The 19,789-nt window shown below is 64.5% G+C and carries 14 protein-coding genes and 1 pseudogene; 6 read left to right on the forward strand and 9 right to left on the reverse strand.

Annotation, left to right across the window (positions count from 1 at the left end; all coding sequences use genetic code 11):
* Positions 1-83: 83 nt before the first annotated feature.
* Together G3N96_RS01090 and G3N96_RS01095 are read right to left on the reverse strand one after the other, a co-directional pair.
* The gene (locus tag G3N96_RS01090; RefSeq protein ID WP_206135927.1) at positions 84-1,616 is read right to left on the reverse strand and encodes an amino acid permease; all 1,533 of its coding nucleotides are present in this window, start codon (positions 1,614-1,616) and stop codon (positions 84-86) included.
* Between the two features lie 340 nt (positions 1,617-1,956).
* Complete coding sequence (locus G3N96_RS01095) at positions 1,957-2,967, reverse strand: helix-turn-helix domain-containing protein (protein ID WP_206135928.1); 1,011 nt, start codon at positions 2,965-2,967, stop codon at positions 1,957-1,959.
* A gap of 88 nt (positions 2,968-3,055) precedes the next feature.
* Between G3N96_RS01095 and G3N96_RS01100 the strand changes: the two genes are divergently transcribed.
* Positions 3,056-4,156: a DJ-1/PfpI family protein gene (locus tag G3N96_RS01100; protein ID WP_206135929.1), complete on the forward strand. Its 1,101-nt coding sequence runs from the start codon at positions 3,056-3,058 to the stop codon at positions 4,154-4,156.
* Positions 4,157-4,344: 188 nt separating this feature from the next.
* Here the strand turns inward: G3N96_RS01100 and G3N96_RS39815 are convergent.
* Positions 4,345-5,425, reverse strand: a pseudogene (locus G3N96_RS39815) (zinc-binding alcohol dehydrogenase family protein).
* 110 nt (positions 5,426-5,535) lie between these two features.
* Between G3N96_RS39815 and G3N96_RS01110 the strand changes: the two are divergent.
* Positions 5,536-6,327, forward strand: coding sequence for a helix-turn-helix transcriptional regulator (locus G3N96_RS01110; protein WP_206135930.1), 792 nt, complete (start codon positions 5,536-5,538; stop codon positions 6,325-6,327).
* Between the two features lie 96 nt (positions 6,328-6,423).
* Here G3N96_RS01110 and G3N96_RS01115 read toward each other — a convergent pair whose 3' ends face one another.
* Positions 6,424-7,926, reverse strand: coding sequence for an aminotransferase class V-fold PLP-dependent enzyme (locus G3N96_RS01115; protein WP_206135931.1), 1,503 nt, complete (start codon positions 7,924-7,926; stop codon positions 6,424-6,426).
* A 191-nt stretch (positions 7,927-8,117) separates the two neighbouring features.
* Here G3N96_RS01115 and G3N96_RS01120 point away from each other — a divergent pair, with 191 nt between their 5' ends.
* A complete protein-coding gene (locus G3N96_RS01120) occupies positions 8,118-8,741 on the forward strand; it encodes an NIPSNAP family protein (protein WP_241022399.1) in 624 nt (207 codons plus the stop codon).
* A 19-nt stretch (positions 8,742-8,760) separates the two neighbouring features.
* Here the strand turns inward: G3N96_RS01120 and G3N96_RS01125 are convergent, their stop codons facing one another.
* From G3N96_RS01125 to G3N96_RS01145, 5 genes are all read right to left on the reverse strand, one after another.
* The gene (locus tag G3N96_RS01125) at positions 8,761-9,093 is read right to left on the reverse strand and encodes a TrfB-related DNA-binding protein (RefSeq protein ID WP_185634224.1); all 333 of its coding nucleotides are present in this window, start codon (positions 9,091-9,093) and stop codon (positions 8,761-8,763) included.
* Positions 9,094-9,351 (reverse strand): PAAR domain-containing protein, encoded by a 258-nt coding sequence (locus tag G3N96_RS01130; protein ID WP_089443418.1) that lies wholly within the window; start codon positions 9,349-9,351, stop codon positions 9,094-9,096.
* A gap of 79 nt (positions 9,352-9,430) precedes the next feature.
* Positions 9,431-10,912 (reverse strand): virulence factor, encoded by a 1,482-nt coding sequence (locus G3N96_RS01135; RefSeq protein ID WP_241022400.1) that lies wholly within the window; start codon positions 10,910-10,912, stop codon positions 9,431-9,433.
* Positions 10,909-13,221 (reverse strand): hypothetical protein, encoded by a 2,313-nt coding sequence (locus G3N96_RS01140; RefSeq protein ID WP_206135932.1) that lies wholly within the window; start codon positions 13,219-13,221, stop codon positions 10,909-10,911. The genes G3N96_RS01135 and G3N96_RS01140 overlap by 4 nt, the downstream gene beginning before the upstream one ends.
* A gap of 19 nt (positions 13,222-13,240) precedes the next feature.
* Positions 13,241-16,009 carry a type VI secretion system Vgr family protein gene (locus G3N96_RS01145; RefSeq protein ID WP_206135933.1) on the reverse strand — a complete coding sequence of 923 codons (2,769 nt, stop codon included), beginning with the start codon at positions 16,007-16,009 and terminating at the stop codon, positions 13,241-13,243.
* 801 nt (positions 16,010-16,810) lie between these two features.
* On the opposite strand from G3N96_RS01145, the gene G3N96_RS01150 reads away from it, so the two are divergent.
* The 3 genes from G3N96_RS01150 (at position 16,811) to G3N96_RS01160 (ending at position 19,754) form a co-directional block, all read left to right on the forward strand.
* Positions 16,811-18,067 (forward strand): MFS transporter, encoded by a 1,257-nt coding sequence (locus G3N96_RS01150; protein ID WP_206135934.1) that lies wholly within the window; start codon positions 16,811-16,813, stop codon positions 18,065-18,067.
* 147 nt (positions 18,068-18,214) lie between these two features.
* Entirely contained in the window at positions 18,215-19,144 is a 930-nt protein-coding gene (locus G3N96_RS01155; RefSeq protein ID WP_206135935.1) for a LysR family transcriptional regulator, read from the forward strand.
* 115 nt (positions 19,145-19,259) lie between these two features.
* On the forward strand, positions 19,260-19,754 hold the full coding sequence (locus G3N96_RS01160) for a hydroxyquinol 1,2-dioxygenase (RefSeq protein ID WP_206135936.1): 495 nt from the start codon (positions 19,260-19,262) through the stop codon (positions 19,752-19,754).
* The last annotated feature ends 35 nt before the right edge of the window (positions 19,755-19,789 follow it).

The following is a 19,789-nucleotide window of genomic DNA, read 5'->3' on the forward strand; positions in this document are numbered from 1 at the left end:
CGTCGTTGCGCGTGAACATGAAAAAACCGACTCGCGGCACGAAGCCGGCGAGTCGTTTTTTTTCAACCTGCTTCGAATCCGCTTCAGACAGACGGATCGACGTTCGCCTCGAGTTCGCGGATGCGGTCGAGATTGCGCGTGTCTTTCAATACCGGCGGCCCCGCGAACGTGTTTCGCACGCCGAAGCCATACCAGATCACCATCAGCACGACGACGAAACCGACGAGCACGTACAGCACCTTTTCGTTCGGCGGCTGGATGCCGACATACGCGAGCACGCACGCGCCGACCAGCGCGAGCAGCGCACACGGCTTCGACCAGATCCCGAGCTGGAACGGGCCCTTGTCCGTCCACGAACGGCCTTCGGCCAGCATCCCGGAGCCGATCGGCATCGCATACGAGATGAACAGGAACACCGCGCTGCCGGCGCTCAGCACCGAGAACGCGTCGCCGTACAGCGTGACGACGATCGCGAGCACCGCGCACGTCCAGATCGCGGGGCCGGGCGTGCGGTGCGTCGGGCTCACGCTGCGCAGCAGCTTCGACGCCGGCAGCCCGCCGTCGCGTGCAAACGCGTACACCATCCGCGACGTCGACATGATCGCCGCGAGCCCGCACACGTAGTTGATGAAGAACATCGCGAGTTCGAGGGTGACGCGCAGCGTCTTCGGAATCGGCGCGAGAATCGCCTCGAAAAAGCCGGTGCCCGGCTTCATGCTGGCGGTCAGGTCGGGCATCACCAGCACGAATGCGCACACCATCACGTAGCCGAACACCGCGGACCAGAACACCGACCCGATGATGCCGCGCGGCACGTTTTTGGCCGCATCGTGCGTCTCTTCCGACGTGTGTGCTGAGGCGTCGAAGCCGGTGATCGTGTAGGTCACGAGCAGCAGGCCGGACAGGAACGCGAGCGGCGTGGCCTGCTTCGGCCACGCCCCGCCGTCGACGCCGGTGAAATTGGTGAACGTCACCAGCCGATGCGCGTCGAACGCGACCGGCGAGTAGACGAGCAGCGACACCACGAGCGCGATCGTCACCACGAAGATGAGGTAGCCCGACAGGTCGGTGATCTTGCTCGCGATCCTGATGCCGCGCGCATTCAGGATCGCCTGCGAGATCGTGATGAACGCGATGAACGCCGTCTGGTGCCACCACGTCAGGCTGTCCGGGCTGACGCCGAACATCGGCGCGATCAGCGTCTTGAAGAACGGATCGTAGGTGCCGAAGTTGATCGCGGCGATCACGAAGATCAGGCCGATCAGGTTGAGCCACGCGGTCATCCACCCCCATTTCTTCCCGCCGAGGATCGCGCCCCAGTGATAGAGGCCGCCGGCCGTCGGAAACGCGGACGCGATCTGCGACATCGACACCGCGACGATCAGCGCGAACAGCGAGCCCAACGGCCAGCCGAGGCCGATCGAGGCGCCGCCGGTGGCGGAAAACGCGAGCTGGAACGCGGTAATGCCACCCGACAGGATGCAGATCACCGAAAACGACACCGCGAAGTTCGAGAAACCGCTCATACGTCTCGACAGTTCCTGCGCATAGCCCATCTTGTGCAGCAGGCTTACGTCACTGTCGGTGCCTGAATCAGGCTGGAATTTTGCATCCATGGTCGCTCCGTCACGAATGTCCTGCGTGGCAGGACCGTCATCGCCGCCCGGGCCAGGCAAGCTGGCCCGCTCCTGGGATTCGTCGGTGGCTCGCGATGCCGTGTCGAGCGGCGATCGCTTTCCAGTCCGATGCGTGAACGGTATGAAATCAAATTTCCCGGCTCTATCAGATTTCGGCAATCCAGTAAAAAACCGGACGGATGCACCGGAACAGGGCTTGTCGCACCGTTTCGTCGCCGGGAGGGCCGGGAGCGTGACGGATGCGCGGCGGCGACGACGGGCGATCGCCGGATCGCCGCCACGCAAGCGGCCCCGGACGCATGCGGGAACCAGCGACGGCCTATTCCGTTTGCGGCATGCCGCGTCGCGGTCCGAAGCGCGCGCGATAGTCGCGCGGGGAGACGCCGACCTGCTTCGCGAACGCGCGCTGCAACGCGTCGACGCTGCCGAATCCCGACCGCTCGGCGATGCGTTCGAGCGGCCAGTCGGCCCGCTCCAGCAGCGCCTTCGCGCGCTCGACGCGTGCGGCCAGCACGAACTGCGCGGGCGATCGTCCGGTCTCCTTCAGGAAATTGCGCGCAAATGTGCGTTCGCTCATGTGCATCCGCGCGGCCAGCGCGGCGACGCGGAGATCGCCGGCCGGATCGTCGGCGATCTCGGCGAGCAGCGCGCGCATGCGCGGCGTCGCGTTGGCCAGCGTGCCGAGCCCGACGCTGAACTGCGCCTGTCCGCCGGGACGGTGCATGAACAGCACGAGTTCGCGTGCGACCGCGAGCGCGGTCGGCGCACCGCAATCCGCCTCGACGAGTGCAAGACACAGATCGATGCCGGCCGTCACGCCGGCCGACGTATGGAACGGCGGATCGCTGACGTAGATCGCGTCCGGTTCGATCCGTGCGTCGGGACGAAGCGCCTGCAGCATCGCGCACTGGTTCCAGTGCGTGGTTGCGCGCCTGCCGTCCAGCCATCCGCCGGCGGCAAGCACGAACGCACCCGTACAGATGCTCGCGATGCGCCGCGTGTCCGCGATCCGCGTGCGCAGCCACGGCAGCACGCCTGCTTCCGACGCGGCATGGCGCAGCGCTGCTTCATCGCCGCCGGCGACGATGAGCGTGTCGATCCGCTCGGGCAGCGCCGCGAGCGCGGCCGTGCCGGCGAGGCGCAGGCCCGCGTGCGTGACGATGTCGCCGCCGTGTTGCGACGCGAGCGTGAGCCGGTACGGCGCGGCATGGTCGGGAAGATGACGGTTCGCGACCGCGAACACTTCCATCGGGCCCGTGATGTCGAGCGACTGGACGCCTTCGAAGCCGACGACGACGATGTCGCGTGCCGAACAGGTTGACTGGGACATGGCGGAAAGTGCGGTGGAGTTGTCCTTGTGACCGCGTGCATGATCCTTGTAATTTTCCGGACATGCAATCGACGGATGCGGGTGAACGATGCGGGGACGGAAGACAGGCGGGGCGGTGCTGCTGGTGTGCGCGATGCTGGGCGCATGGGTCGCGGGGTGGCATGTGCCGGTGAAGGCGGAGGACGCACGGCCGGTCGTCCAGGCGCTGACGATCGGCGCGCCGAAGGCGGCACGCACGCGGCCGCTCGTGGCGATCGTCGCGGACAACGCCGGAACGGAGACGACCGATTTCATCGTGCCGTACGCGATGCTGAAGGCATCCGATGCGGTCGACGTCGTCGCCGTGTCGGCCGCCGAGGGCGAGGTCGAACTGATGCCCGCGCTGCGCATGCTGGCCGATACGACGTTCGATCGGTTCGATGCCGCGACGCCTGCGGGGGCCGACGTGGTGATCGTGCCCGCGCTGCATCGCGCGGACAGCCCGGCCGTACTGGCATGGTTACGCAAGCAGGCCGCCGCCGGCGCGACGATGGTGGCGATCTGCGAGGGCGCGGAGGTGCTCGCGAACGCCGGCCTGCTGCGGCATCGCACGGCGACGTCTCACTGGTATGCGCGCGACGGCCTGCGCCGGCGCTTTGCCGATACGACGTGGGTCGGCGATCGCCGCTATGTGATGGACGGCAACGTCATGACGACGACCGGCGTATCGGCGTCGATTCCCGCTACGCTGGCGTTGGTGAATGCGTTGGCAGGGCCGGCAGTGGCGCGCGAGACGGCGCGGCGCGTCGGCGCGCAGTCATGGAGCGACGTTCACGACGGCAGCCGGTTCGCGTTGACGGCGCGTGCGGTGGCGGTCGCGCTGACGAACCGTGTCGCGCTCTGGCGGCACGAGACATTCGATCTGCCGGTCGAAACCGGGTTCGACGAGCTACCGGTTGCATTGACCGCCGACGCGTGGGCGCGGACCTGGCGCAGCGACGTCGTCGCGACGGCAGACGCGCGCGTGATCGAGTCGAAGCACGGGCTGCGGTTGCTGGCGCAGCCGGCGAATGCTCGGCACACGCGCATGGCGGTACCGGCCGACCGGCGCGGGGACGCGGTGCTGCCCGGTGTGCTCGGCGACATCGCGGCACGCTATGGCGACGCGACGTCGGGTTGGGTCGCGCTGCAACTGGAGTATCCGAGGTAGCGGCGCGCCATGCGCGCCATGCGGGCAATGCGTGCCGCGCTTGCGACGGAATTCGCCGGCGCCGGGCAGCGGGATGTCGAGGCAGGGCAGTGTCATGTCGATCGCCTCGCGAACGGTGTGTTGCTGCCGCGCGCGCCGCGAACCGCGACGCCCGCTCGGCGACACGCTGGCCGAGCGGCGCGCCGACATCAAGGCGCAATCACCGTCATCCTGAACGGCCCGCCACTCGCCGCCGCATGCGCAACCGCGTCGTTCGCTTCGTCGAGCGGGAAGCACGTTACGTCGAACAACCCGAGGTCGAGCAACCCGCCGCGGACGAGCCCTGCCATCAGCGTCGCGGCTTCGGTCGGGTACATCCACTTGCCGCGCAGCGTGATGTCGTTGCGCATGATCCACGGGTACGGCAACTCCAGCCCCCGCGCCGCCGAGCATGCCGACGCCGCCCATCAGCACCACGCGCCCGTAGGGCCGCACCGCCATCACCGCGGCGCGCACCGTCGTCGCCGGCACCGACGGCGGCATCAGGTCGATCACGCAGTCGATCGGCCCCGGTGCCGCCTGCTGCATGCGGGTGCGATCGGTGCCTTCATCGCCGGTCAGCGCGACGGGGCGCACGCGTTCGCCGAAGCGGCGCGCGAGATCCGCGAGCACACCCGCATTGCGGCCGGGCGCGACCACGCACTGCGCACCCATCGCCAGCGCCACCGCGATGCATGCGCTGCCGAAGTGGCCGGTCGCGCCGCTCACGAGCACGATCTCGCCCGCGCGCAGATCGGACGCGAGCAGCCCGCCGTACGGCACGAGCATCGTATTGAGCGCGCACCAGCGCGCGGCATCGGCCGGCGCGATCTCGCCGATGCGCACCGCGTTCTCGGTCGGCACGCGCACCCGTTCGGCAAACGGCCCATCGTGGAAATGGCGCTGCAACTGCTGGCCGCCTTCGCCGCGTGCGCTCCAGCCCTGCAGCACGATGTCGGGCATCCGCGCATCGTCGCGCGAGCACACGGTCGGATCGCAGAACACCCAGTCACCGGGCCGCAGCTGCGTCGCATCCGGGCCGCTTTGCCGGACCCGGCCGATGGCGCCGCAGCCCGGCACGATCGGCAGCGCGATCGGATAGCGGCGTTCGCCGCTGAACACTTCCTGCGCGTAGGGCAAAACCGGCGTCGCGACCACGTCCACGATGACCTCGCCGGTGCCGAGCACCGGGTCCGGCATCGTTTCGATCGCGAGCGGCGTGCCGAGCGACTTCAGAATCGCAGCTTTCATGAGGTTTCCTGACGGTGGGAGACGCGCCGATTCTGGCAGGCTTAGAATCCGCAACAAGGCCCGGCACGAACCCAGGATTGCCCGATACCACCCTGCACGGAGCGCACCCGATGACCGTCACCCCGCGAACCCCGTTCGGCGATTTCCTGCGCTCGCGGCGCAAGAAGCTGCGCCCGGATGCCGTCGGCCTGCACGACGGCCCGCGCCGGCGCACGCCCGGCCTGCGGCGCGAGGAAGTCGCGGAGCTGGCCGGCATCGGTGTCGACTGGTACGTGCGGCTGGAGCAGGGGCGCGACGTCAACCCGTCGGAGGCGACGCTCGATGGGCTGGCGCGCGCGCTGCGGCTGGACAAGGCCGAGGCCGCCCACCTGCGCGCACTCGCGCGGCGTGACGCATCACGGGTGTTCGTGCGGGAGCGCGTGCCGCCGTCCATCGTGCGGCTCGTGGCGAACCTGAACCAGCCCGCCTACGTGACCGGGCGGCGCTGGGACATCCTCGTGTGGAATGCCGCGGCGGCCGACCTGCTCGGCTTCGACCGGCTCGCGGAAGCCGACCGCAACATCCTCGTCTACATGTTTGTCGAGCCGCACGCACGTCAGCTCTTCGCCGCGAGCTGGGCCGACGAAGCATGCCGGATGATCGCGCTGTTTCGCGCGAGCCACGATCTCCATGCGAGCGATCCGGCGTTCATCGCGCTGGTGGCGCGCTTGCGCACGAGCAGCAGCGCGTTCGCGCAATGGTGGGATGCGCATGACGTGCGCAGCGGTGTGTCAGGGCAGAAGGTGTTCGCGCATGCGCAACGGGGCGCGCAGCGTTATGAATACGCGACGTTCCAGGCGAACGACGATCCCGCGCTGAAGCTGGCGATTTACACGCCGGTGAGCGGGGATGAGGGGGACTGAAGGGGTTTTAATCGCGGCCGACACCCGGCCGCGCATCGAAGCATCGGCTTCGTGCGCGAACGCGGGTGGCGGAACGGAACGAGGCGATGATCCCGGTCAGGCCGAAGCCGTGGCCGTGGCCGCGGCCGTGCGTCGGGCGGACCAGCGATTCCACAGCATGCCGGAGCGATTGCCGCTGCGGCAGTACGCGAGCACCGGCTTCTGCAGCGTATCGACCAGTGCGCCGAAGGCATCGATCTCCGCATCGCCGATGCCGTCGCGCTCGACCGGCAGATAGCGTGCTTCGAGGCCCAGTTCGCGGGCTGCCGCGGCGATTTCGTCGAACGCCGGATGGGCGTCGCCTTCGCCGTCAGGCCGGTTGCAGATGACCGAGCGGAAGCCGGCATTGCGGATCGCCTTCAGGTCGGCCGGCGTGATCTGCCGCGACGCGGAGAAGCCGTTGGCCGCCGTCGCGCGACACTGCTCGATCGCGTGGCGGAAGCAGGCGATCGCGAAGTCGACATCCTGCTCCGTCGTGAAGCGGCCGAAGCTCACGCGCACGGTGCGGCCGGCCGTTTCCGCGTCGAGGCCGATCGCGGTCAGCACGTGGGACGGTGCGCCGCTGGTCGAGTTGCATGCGGACGTCGACGACACCGCGAGCGCTTCGCCGAGCATGAACGGGAAGAAGCCCGGCGCATTCACCGTCAGGCTCAGCGTGTGCGGGATGCGGCGCGCGGCGGCCGCGTTCTGCGTGACATCGCCGAGTGCGACCAGTGCGTCCGTCAGGCGCGCGCCGAGCGCCGCGATGCGAGCGGCTTCGCCGTCGAGCTTTTCAGCGGCCAGTTCGCATGCCACGCCCATGCCGACGATCTGATGCGTCGCGAGCGTGCCCGAACGCAAGCCGCGCTCATGCCCGCCGCCATGAATCTGAGGCGCGATTTGATTTGCGATATCGCGGCGGACGTACAACGCGCCGATGCCCTTCGGGCCGTACACCTTATGCGCGGACATCGACAGCATGTCGATGCCGAGCGCACGCACGCCGATCGGCGTCTTGCCGAGCGCCTGCGCGGCGTCGACGTGGAGCAGCGCGCCCGCGTCATGCACGATGCGCGAGATTGCGCCAATATCGGTCAGCGTGCCGAGTTCGTTGTTCACGAGCATCAGCGACACGAGGCCCGTATCGGGGCCGATGGCGGCAGCGACCGCGTCGGCGGTGATTTCGCCGTCGCGCGTGGGCGCGAGGAACGTGACCGTCGAGCCGTGCTTCGACAGGTTCGCCATCGTGTCGAGAATGGCCTTGTGCTCGATGCGGCTCGTGATCAGGTGGCGCTTGCCGGTCGCGTTTTCCGCATAGCCCTTCAGCGCGAGGTTGTTCGATTCGGTGGCGCCCGAGGTCCAGACGATCTCGTCGGCGTCCGCGCCGATCAACGCGGCGACTTGCGCGCGGGCCTGCTCGACCTTGTCTTTCGCGAGCCGGCCGGCGGCGTGCGAGCTCGATGCCGGGTTGCCGAAGATGCCGTCGAAGCCGAGGCAGGCCGTCATCGCTTCGATCACGCGCGGATCGGCGGGCGTCGTGGCGGCGTAGTCGAGGTAGTGCAGCGTGGTGGTGTCGCTCATGTCCTTCTCATGCTCGTTTCTTTCGGAATGGAAGAAATGATACGGGGGACAGGAGGGAAAAAGGATCCAAAGTAGGCTGGCGATTCTGCTTGATATGGAATAACGTTTTATCGGAAGTGGGATTGGGGGAAATTTATTTTTCTGTCGGCGGGCGAGTGCGATTTGCGTGTCCGCTGCCCATTTTGCGAGGGATGATCGAGATGCAGTATGAACTGACGACGTTGTCGTGTTTGCTGCTGGAGCAGGATGCGGTTTCCGCCGGCGCACACCGATGGGTAACGGATCCGGGGGCCGCGGGGCGTCTCCTCGGCGCATGGCGTTCCGAAATCGGCGAGTTGGGGCAGATCGTCGTGCTGCGCGGCTTCGATGAAATCGACGAGCTGCAGCAGGAGCGCCGTCGTGCGTTGATGAGCGGCGGGCCGTTCAATATCGACCGTGACCACGTGGGCATCAGCATGGAAACCTACGAACTGTTTCCGTTCCTGCCCGCGATCGAGCCGTCGACACACGGCAGGTTCTACGAATTTCGCCGCTATTGGCTCAAGCCGGCCGGAATCGCGCCGACGATCGCCGCATGGGAGCAGGCGGTCGGCCCGGCGCAAGCCTATACGTCGCATCTCGTCGCGAACATGTACGCGATCGATGGCCCGCCTCGCATTGCCCATATCTGGGGGTTCTCGAGCCTGGAGGAGCGCATGACATTGCGCGCGCGCCACTATGCCGAAGGGCTTTGGCCGCCGAAAGGCGGGCCGCAGCAGATCGAGCGGGCCACGTCGACGATTTGCCTGCCGGAGGCGTGGTCTCCGCTGGGTTGAGTCTTTGGTGAATTGCCGATCAGGTCGCCGTATCTTGTTCATTCTGCATCGCCAATCGATAGGCATCCCGCACCCATGCCTGGAGTGCGGGCTCATATCTGGCCGGGATCGTGATCGTGAGGGTGGTGAGGCGCGTGTAGTTTCCCGGTAGCTCCAGATACCGCTGCCACACCTTCCGTACAAGCTGCGACATCGCGGAACACGTCATGCCGACTTCCGCCGCCACGGCCCGTTGTGATCGGCCCTTGACGAAAATCTCATGGAGAGCCCACTGGTTCAAAGGCTTGATTCGTGTATTTTGCACGCGCAACAGGCGGAACTGTTCGGCAGTCATGCGTCGGGTCTTTTGCATTCAAACTCGCCCGGAAGTGTGAAGTGAAGAAATCAAGGTCGCGCCGCATGAAGTCTTGTGACCATCGAAGGCAGCGTCTCGACCTTCGACCTTGAAGGCCGTGTCGCCTTCGGCAATCGTGCAAGCGCCATGAATCGGACACGAGCATGGGTCGCCGATGCGGGCGACCGAGCGCCCCATCACGGTGCTTTTTCGGGCGCCGGATTCGACCCGGCCGCCGTGGGTGTGCGTATCTTCTACCCGGATAATTCCCCGCATGGGATTTCGTCCTCCAAATGGTTTGAGGTCTGACGCGGCGATCACGCTCGGATGAAGCAATCTGCCGCGCCGGTGTGCATCACCATGAATAGCCTTGCATGCCGTAATTTGTGTCGTGTCGACGTCCCCACCACGGCAAGTAGGCGTTGTTTCCGCCGCGTGCGCGGAACCAGTCCTTGTCGGGATCGATCGGCGTGAGCTTCGACGGTGGCCGGACGACGACCGCGACCGGGTGATCCGGATCGGTCGTGCCGGCGACGAGTGCGTTGCCGCCGAAGTGGTTGATTCGGCCGATGGCGAGCGCGACGTCGGTCAATGCGCTGCCGGTGCCCATGTCGCCGAGTAGGGCGGCTGTGTTGAATGTCTGTTTGTGGTGGTCGTATGCGGGAAGCGTTTCCGTCAAGGTTTGCGCGAGCGCGGCAAGACGTGCCGACGATGCGTCGCTGCCTTTGCCTGCGTCGTGAACGATGTAGTTGAGGTCGGCGGCCGCGATGCCGGCGTTGCGCGCCGCTTGGTCGATGGTCGCCTTCCACGCCTGCACGGCGCGGGTCGTGCCGACCTTCTGCGGAAAATCATGCGTGTTACCGGTCGCGGCCTTGCTGATCCACGCGAGCGGTTCGCGCTCGGTGTTGAACGTCGGGCCGGCGAGGAACAGCACGACCAGATTCTCGTTGATCTGTGCATCCGTGGGCGGGAAGTTGGGTGCGTCCCAGTTCATCACCCAGACGCTCTTGTCGGGGTTCGCCTGCAAGTAGTCCAATGCGTTGTTCAATGAAGTGAAGCCGGCGTTCGCGCCGCCTTGCGTGATTTGTACGTCGGGGAGCGCGCTGCGGCTCCACATCGTTGGAAAATGCGTATTCCCGATCGAAAACGATTTTCGAATCGAGTCCTGCAAATAGGCTTTCGACTCGTCCGCGTCGAGCCGTTCCGGAATCGCGAGCTCAACACGGATACCAGCCAACTCGCGCCAGTCTTTTGTATCGTCAGGTTTGACCGTATAAAAGTATTTTGCGTTGCTTGCGTAGCGTGAGCGAATCAGCAAGGGAAACTTGTACATGTACTTGCGATAGAACCCTCTAAATGTTTCTGCTCCACGGTTGCCATATGCGATGCCCGCAACCGATTGGAGAGTAGTAAAGGACTGCGGATCGGTGCGTACCATATCGTCATTCTTGTTCGGCGCGGCAAGTCCTTGCGTCCACAACAATTGCCATTCGGTCGGGTAGTCCATGCGTTGCAAAGGATTCAACCAGATCAGGCCGACAACCTGGGCAACAAATGGCTTCGCCGGCTCTGCGACGGCCGGGGCTGAGTTTGCTACGAACTCAGGGGTTGGCGCGGAATGCGCCGAACGCATCATGGCCGTAGTAAACAGAAACACCACGAGTGCTACCAAACTGGGTACAACTACAAATCGCTTCATCCAATCTCCAAATTCCAACTGTGCCGGGTCCGGTTGTTCTACGTGCGCCATCAGTGATGCCATGAGTACAGCCGCTATCATCCACGCAGCGACCGCAACCGCGAAACGTCGCGGCCATTTAACGATCAGCACCTTCATACCGCACCCCCGACCTTCAGATAGAACTGTCCTTCGCGTTCGTCCGTGATCGCGGTCGGCATTCTGCCTTCGCTGTTCTCCTCATGGATCCAACTCTGTATCGATAGATCGTCAAGTTCTCCACGTGAAAAATAGTCGTAGTACTTCTTGTTCGGATTTTCGTTGGGAATGCCGTCCCCCATCCGCCAATCCGCCTCAATCCGCAAGTCATAGAGTTGCTCGGGCGTCAAATAGCAAACCCCAATCGCCACATCGTACGCAAGCGCCTTTTCCGCATGCTTCGGATTGGTCATCGTCGTGGAATGATTCGTCGGGCTGTTGGTCGAGCCACGATCGAGCCAATCGATAATCTGCTTGTCGCGCCATTCCTTGTAGCCCTCCGGCATTTCGCTCTTGCCGTCCTCACCGATCACGTGGCCATCACCATCGAGCCATTCCGTATTCAGCGTTCGCCGGGCCTCCATCCGCATCAACGCGCGGTCCTCGTAACGCTGTCCGGCTTCGCTCTCCGCCGTACCTTGCGCGACGCTGTCCTTGTTCTTCGCCGTGTACTGATCGTAGGGATCGTCCGCGCGCTTGTCTGCCTCGCTCTTGCTTGCGTCGCGCCATGCGGCCGGCGGATCGTTGCCTTCGTTGAAGTCGCTTGTCGCATTGCCGTCCTTCGTTTCGATGGGCTTGCCGAACCGAAACGCCTTCGGCGGGAACGGTTCGTCGAGTGCCGGCGCGTCCGCCACCACGGTCCAGCCTTCCGGCGGAATGGCGTTCACGCGGAACATATTCAATGCCGAGCTGATCTGGGTCACGAAAAACATGATCGGCGCGGATGCAAGCGTGGCCGCCACCCCGAACACGGACTCGTTTCCCTTGAGCGCACCGATGAGGTTGAATTTGGCAGGCGGTGAAGGCGGATACCAGAAGCCCGACGTCTTTCCCTTCTGTACATACCGCCAGTCATCCTCCCGATACCGATACTGTTTCTGCACGCCGACGTGGAAGCCGGAGGCAAAGACGCGCTGCGTCAGCACGCCGGGGACGCCGATATCGTTCAGCTCGTTCTCGTCGATGCCGCGCCAGCCGATGCCTTGAACCGTGATCGCCGAAATCACCTGATCGTGCGGACAGCAATACGCGGTGACGCGACCATACGTCGATCCATTCAGGCCGTGGCATACCCGATCGTCTTGTGCTGCATAAGACTTCTTGCTGGTCGGCGATACCCGTTCGTTCGCCATGTCTTCATCGATCTTGTCCGCGGAAAGTTCATAGGCCTTCCGAGTGTCGATGATCGACAGAAACTTGCCGAACGTCTTCGTGCGCGCGGCGTAGGTCTGCCGTCCGCGTCGGCCCTTGCTGTCCTTGGTCGCGCGTTGCGACCAGGTATCCATGAACGTATCGGAGGGATTCGGACCGTCCGCACGCGCAAGACTGTACGGCGCGTTCGCCAGCACGTAGGCGTCGGCCACGCAATGCCCGCTACGCCCCCACGGATCTTCGACGTCGGGCAGCGCATCGCCGAAGAAAGCCGCGGCAAGGCCCACGATGTTGCCCTGGCTATGGCACACGACGGTGATCGGCACGTCGGCCTGCATGCGGCGAATCGATTCGATCAGCTTGGCGAGACGCAAGGCTGCGAGCACGCCATATGCGCGGGGCGGCGCGCGATACAGCGGCCGATTGGTCGGGTTGATCCCCTGGACGGTCAACCACCCGGCCGCGCGGTCGTCGAGGCCGCCGTGCCAGAGATCGGGCAGGCTCGCGCAACCGTTCGTGAACGGGCCGCCGCCCCAGTAGTCCTTCTCGTTCAGAAAGATCTTGTCACCATACTCTTTCAGCTCAGCGGCGGTCGCCCGATAGCCCCATCGGAAATGAATGACGGGAGAGAAGGACGGGTCGGATTTGATGTAGTCGCCGGCCCAGAGTTTGGGATTCAAAAACCCGTCAGGCGTCACGCTTTCCGTGTACTTCACAGGCACCAACTGCCCGGCCTCGATACCGCGATACTTGAGTTGATCGTCCAGCCGCCCGAGCCGGCGATTCAGGCCATCGCACAGCCCCTGCTCGGCGGCTTCGAACCATTCACCTTCGGAATTCACGCCATGCACGAAGATGACGATACCGGGCAACGGCATTTGCTTGAGGCAGATCAGCCGCGTGCCTTTCGTCCACATCGCGACCCCTTCGCTCCGGCCGACGACGATCTGCGGCGGCTCCGGGCGCGGCGCAACGGCGTCGGGCACGTCGGTCTTTGCGGCATGCTCGTTGGTGCGGGCGTCCGCAGCCGGTCGAGGATCGAGAGATGAATCAGTCATACGGAGTCCTGCGCTTGCGTTAAACATTCTTCTTGGCGAACTGAACCGCCAGCTTCTCGAACCGGTCGGTATCGACCTCCGGCAGTTCCCCGGCGATGTCGGTCGTCAAATCCGACAGCGTTCCCGATGCCTTTCGAATCTGTCCTTCGAACCCCGGTGCCGCGTGACCGTCCGTTGGTCGGATCAGCTTCGGGACGCGGCCGAGCGGACGTTGATCGAATGTCGGCAAGTCGACGCTCATGCTTGCGGGGCCATCCCATGCATGGCCATCGGATTTCACGGTGAACTTGCCGGGGCACCCCAGTTCGATATCGCCGCCATGCAGCCTGAGATACGCGCCGCCGGACGTGACGAATACGACTTCGTCGCTTGCCGTGCCGGCGAGCTTGCCGTCGGCCGCAGTCAACTGGATGTTTTTGCCGGACTCGATCTGCGTGTCGCCGTTCTGCGATTGAAGGGCGACTTTCCCCTGATTCGCGATCGCCGATACGCCGTTGCTATGCGCGAACATCGCGATGCCGTGTCCCGCATGCAGATTGATTCGCTCGCCGCTCGTGATCTGCATGTGTTGCTGCGCGATCTGATTGATGTTCTCGCCCGCATACGTGACGTGCGTTTTCGGCGTGACGTTCAGCGACCCCGCTTGCGCGCCGAACGCCATGAACGCGGATGCGTCGCCGGTGGCGCCGGATTCCGACTGGCCGGGCTTCCAGTGACGGAATGCATGCGCGATGTTGTCCTGGCCGGCCGTGTCGGCGGATTGCCCGCCGTGCTGGCCGGCGTAATCGCCGAGCGACTTGAACAGCTCCGTGCATTGGTCGAGCAAGTGAATCAGCTCATCGCGATCGAGCTGACCGCCGGTCGCGTGCGACCGCGCATAGGTCGTCAACAGCATGCCTTGGGCGGCGCGCAACGCCGCAGCGGCGTCGGTGCGCAGTTCCGCGCCTTCACCCCGGTCGCTCCCGTGTCCATCACGACGGGGCTGCGTCAGATAGCCGAGATTCAGTTGAGAGTGCGCATGTTCGCTCGCCAACTGCGCCGAAATCTGCGACGGCGTATCGTCCAGGCGAAGCTGGTTGTACCGATGGCCGTTGATTTCCTTGGTCTTGATCCCGGACAAGTAACGGTTGCCGGGTAGCGAACCGGTATCGCTGAAGGTCGCGGGCGGGTTCGCGCCGTTGCTCAGGATTCCGATGATCACCAGACGGTCCGGATCGCCCGACAGGCTGCCCAGCAAAACCTCCATGCCGACCCGAGGCAGGAAAAGCGCGCCGAAGTATTTCCCCGCCAGGTTCGCGCCGACGCGAATCGGCGCACTGTCGCCGGCCAGGCCGGTCGTTCCGGCGCCTTGCGCGTGGGCGTGATCGACCGGGTCGTAGCCGTGAATCTGCACGCGCACGCGGCCGGCTTCATCGCAGAACACTTCCTCTCCCGGTGTGCCGACGATCGTGCCGGTAAGCAGATGGACCGGCGGCACATCGATTCGCGGATCGTAGGCGGGCGTGAGCGGCACGCCGCGTCGCACGCACGTGAAACGGTTCTCATAGCGCGTGTCCGTTCGTTCCGATGCATCGGCCGGTGCCGGCGGAACGACTTGCGCCAGGTGACGGCTTGCCGTGAACAGCCCGCTCACGCGACCTGCCAGGATCTTCGGCAGGTTGTTCCAGATATCATGCCGAACCGACGTGACGACAAACTGGCGATGATCGGCGGGCTTCATATCCAGCTCGGGGGCGCCGGTCAACATGAACCAGTGACCGACCGGCAGGTCGCGCACACTGCTGATGCCTTCATGGCGTACGGCTTCGAACTGATGCGCGAGCATCCGGTCGTGCGTGAGGCGATCGTGATCGCTCCACGAATCGCCGACGTGCGGAATGTCGATCGCGACGTCGGTCAGCAGGTTCGCAAGGTCGTTTCCCGACTCGCCCTGATCGATGTCGGTGACGCTCGTGGATTCGTCTACACGGGCTTTCTTGTAGTCCCACGACGGACGGCTGACTTGGCCGGGCGACAGGCCTTGGCAGCATGCAAAGAGCGTTACCGTGTCGCGTGGTTCGACTCCGGCATCGCGCGGATGGACGCGGACGGTGCCGGCCGGCGCTTCCGTCAGGCGATAGGGATCGTCGCAAAACTGGAGTGTGTGGACCGGGCGTTCGTCGGGCATGCCGCTCGCCCCGCCGATCGGTCCCGCCTTCGCAAATACCGTGATGCCGTCCCGACGCAACAGACGCCGGATGAAGCGCGCGTCGGATTCGTTCACCTGCCGTGTCAGTTCGCGCACCGGATAGCGTTCGGCCCGCAATGCCGACAGGTCGAAATCGAATGCCTGCGCGAGTGCGGGGCTGCGATGTTTCCACTCATTCATCAGCGTCGCCAGAATGTCGATCACGTTGCACGATCGGAACAGGCGGGCGTTCGTGCGACGGTCCATCAGCGACAGGGCGTCGCACACGTGCAATTGATACACGGTCAGTTCACCGTCGGATTGGCCGGTCCGCACGTCGCGCACGATCGCATTGATCGTTCGTATGCCGCCGCGATCGGTCGTCAGCCGGACCGACACGGGTAGACCGAGAAACAGCGCAGGCGATAGATGCGCGTGGGTGGACACGCAGGTCAGTTGCCCGTCGATCCCCGATATCAACCCTTCGCGAATATCGGCGTGATGGAGCGCCAGCAGATGGCCGACCGTGCGTTGCGCCAGCCCGAAATAGAGATCGACCGACCGCTTGTTGCCGCCCATCAGACCGGACGCAAAATTTCGGAAGGTACTTTCTATCGACATCACCGCAATCTCGTTATTTTCGTTCTCAATTCGGACTGGTTCGAATTGAGCTTTAAGGTAAATAAAAAGAAGGTTCTGGGAAATTTGCGATGGAGGGTATCAAACTTATTTGTCGCGATAAATGTTTTGATATTTAGAGATAGTTTTTATATTTCGAGGGAACTGTATTTAACATTCTTTGTGGGAGGATTGAAATTTGTATTTAGTAACGGACGTGAATATTTTGAATGAAAATTTATTGTTGGATCGGCGAATAATGAGTTGTTTTTCGTCGAAATAAGTTGAATGAAAGGTGTGAAGAATAAGATCCATCCCATGTCTGGACGAACTGCGGCGCATTGCGGTGTCGGAAAGAGAGGTGAACGGGATTGCGCGGGTGCTCGTCCGGTGCATCTTGGTTTGCCCCTGTTTTTCGCCCCCCCCGCTACCCGGCGGACGACTTCTGTGCATGCATGGCGCCTTGCGTGGATGCCCCGATGTCCATGAGGGATTTCCCCCGTGATGCATGAGCGAGCGTCACTTCGACGCCGCGCCCGCGCTCTTCGCGCTTCCCCGCCGACCGTTCCCGGCACCGCCCGCGATTATTTGCGTTTCGCGAATGGCGCGTTCGCCGGTTGTTCCCTACCCGATTGGCGGCCGTGCACCTATCGTGGTGACGTCGGCTGATTGAACCCAACGCGTCGCACCCGAACGCCAGTCGGCACTTCCTCGCGATTCGCGTCGCACACAAAAACCATCGGACCTGGCTCATGCGCAGGCGCTGCGGCGCGCGCAGGCGAACCTGTGTCCACGGAGACGGACATGAAAGCAAACGAGTGGGATACCTCATACGAGTGGAAGGCGGTCACGCTGCTGGCGCTCGGCTTCGGGCTGGTCGGCCTCGATCGCTGGCTGATCGCGCCGCTGTTCCCTTCGATCATGAAGGACCTCAACCTGAACGCGCAGGACGTCGGCAACTGCATCGGCGTGCTCGGCCTGTCGTGGGGCATCTTCGCGGCGCTGATGGGCGGCATCTCCGACAAGATCGGCCGCCGCAAGGTGCTGATTCCGGCCATCCTCGCGTTCTCGCTGCTGTCGGGCTTCTCGGGGCTCGCGGGCGGCCTGCTCGGGCTGATGGCGATTCGCGGCCTGATGGGCGTCGCGGAGGGCTCGTTCTGCCCGACGAGTTTCGCCGCGACGGCCGATGCATCGCATCCGCGGCGGCGCGGGCTGAACCTCGGGCTGCAGCAAAGCGGCTTCGCGCTGTTCGGGCTCGCGCTGTCGCCGATCATCGCGACGCAGCTGCTCGGCTTCGTGTCGTGGCGCTGGGTCTTCGCGCTGGTGGCCGTGCCCGGCCTGATCCTCGGCGCGATCATGTTCTTCGTCATCCGCGAGCCGAAGGTCACGAAGGTCGTCGCGTCGGAGCATGCGCCGGCATCGCTCGGCCACGTGCTCAAGAGCCGCAACATCCTCGTCGCGATGGCCGCGTTGTGCTGCGCGATGACGGGCGTATTCGTGCTCGGCGCGCTGTTGCCGCTGTACCTGACCGACTACCTGGCGCTCGGCACGCAGAAGATGGGCCTCGTCGTGTCGGCGATCGGTTTCGGCGGTTTTCTCGGGCAGTTCGGGTTGCCGGGCCTGTCCGATCTGATCGGCCGCCGCGTCGCGAGCATCGTCGGCTTCGCGGGAACGGCCGTGATGCTCTACATCTTCCGTGGCCTCGGCCCGCAGCCGCTCGCACTGTTCGGGGTACTGTTCGTTGCGTCGTTCTTCACGCTCGGGCTGGTGTCGCTGCTGTCCGGCCCGGTGGCGACGGAGGCCGCGCCCATCGGGCTCGTGTCGACGTCGATCGGCGTGGTGGTCGGGGTCGGCGAGATTTTCGGCGGCGGCATCGCGCCGGCGATGGGCGGCTACGTCGCCGCACACTTTGGCATCCAGAACATTCTGTGGCTGCCGATGTGCGCGGTCATGCTGGGCATCGTGGTCAGCCTGCTGCTGAAGGAAACCGCGCCGGCCGTGCTGCAGCGTCGGTTGGCGGCCGTGCAACCGGAACTGGCGGCGGGCGAGCAATCGCGGTAAGGCAATACAGGGGCAGGGCCGCGCATGCGCGGGCCGGCGTCATCGCCGATTGACATCGATTGGGTGACAGTGTGACGCGTCCCGCATGACACAGCCCGTGATCCGCACGGGTAGACTGCCGGTTTCGCTGTCGAAAAAGGGCGCGGTATGGACCGGTTCCTGAGCATCGAGGCATTCGTCCGGGTGGCGGAGGCGAGCAGCTTCGCCGAGGCGGCGCGGCAGCTTGGCGTGACCAGCTCGGTCGTGACGAACCGCATCCAGCAGCTCGAGAAGTTCGTCAACGCGCCGCTGTTCCATCGCAGCACGCGCCACGTGCGCTTGTCCGAAGTGGGCGAGGCGTTTTATCGCGAGTGCGCGGAGGTGGTGGGGCGCGTCAACGAGCTGACCGACCAGATGCGCGAGCTTCGCGCGACGCCGACCGGGCGGCTGCGGATCCAGATGCTGCCCGGTTTCGCGCTCGATCACTTCGGCGCGCCGCTGATGGAATTCAACCGGCGCTACCCGGGCATCCAGCTCGACGTCATCGTCAATGACCGTGTCGTGGACCCCGTCGAAGAAGGGTTCGACATCGCGTTCCAGATCTTTCCGCCGATCTCCGAGTCGCTGATCGAACGGCGGCTGTTCACCGTCAGGCGCCTCTTCTGCGCGTCACCCGCGTACCTCGACACGCATGGTGCGCCACAACATCCACGCGACTTGCTGCAGCACACCACCGCGCTTTATTCGGGCTATCCGTCGCGCAACCGCTGGACGATGACGCGCGGCGACGAGGTCGTCGAAATGGAGCTGCCGGGCATGATCCGCTCGAACTCCGTGCACCTGCTGCGCGAGTACGCGCTGTCGGGCGGCGGTGTCGTGTGCCTGCCGACGCTCGTGGCGAGCGAAGCGCTCGTCGCAGGCCGGCTCGTGCCGATCCTGACCGACTTCCAGCTCGCGCCGCTGAGCTTTGCCGCGGTTTATCCCGCAACGCAGCGACAGGCGTTGAAAGTGAAGGCGCTGGTCGAGTTCCTCGCGGAAACCATCGGCGACGAATCGCCGTGGGATGTTCCCCTTCTGGAGCGTGGCTGGGTGCGGTGAAGCGCGCGGATTATTCGCGAAACGCAAATGCCGTAGTCGCCGTCCCGTGCCTTGTTGCGGGTGGGCCTTACCCCTAGAGTGGAATCCAACAAGCGGTTCAACTCAGGAGACAGAAATGACCGACACGGCATTCCATACCGTCTTTGGCTCGCTCGACCATTACCGGAAGGGCGAGATCGAAATCACGAGCGGCAGCGCTCAACACTACGCGTTCTCGAATGTTTTCGAGGTCGCATCGAAGTCGGCCCCTTATGAAAAGGTCGTCGCCGGCAAGAACCTCGAATACGTGATCGAAGTGCTGCGGACCGACGGCCAGTCGCCGTGGTTCGCCTGCGCACACGACGAGTTCGTGATCCAGATGGATGGCGAAGTCCGGATCGAATTCATCAAGCTCGATACGCCGCCGCAAGCGGGGCGCGGCACCGTGAACGCCGGCACGCAACCGGCCGGCCGCAAGATGGGCTACGTCGTATTGCGCCAGGGCCATCAGGCGCTGCTGCCGGCCGGCTGTGCATATCGCTTCACCGCCAGCCGGCCGGGCGTCGCACTCGTGCAGACCATCCTGGGCGAGCTGTCCGTGGAGAAGTGGGCCGACATCTGCCTGCACTGATTCGTCCGACCTCATTCGACACTTCCAGGAGACAC

Source organism: Burkholderia sp. Se-20373 (genome assembly GCF_017104705.1).
In the GTDB taxonomy this organism is placed as follows: domain Bacteria; phylum Pseudomonadota; class Gammaproteobacteria; order Burkholderiales; family Burkholderiaceae; genus Burkholderia.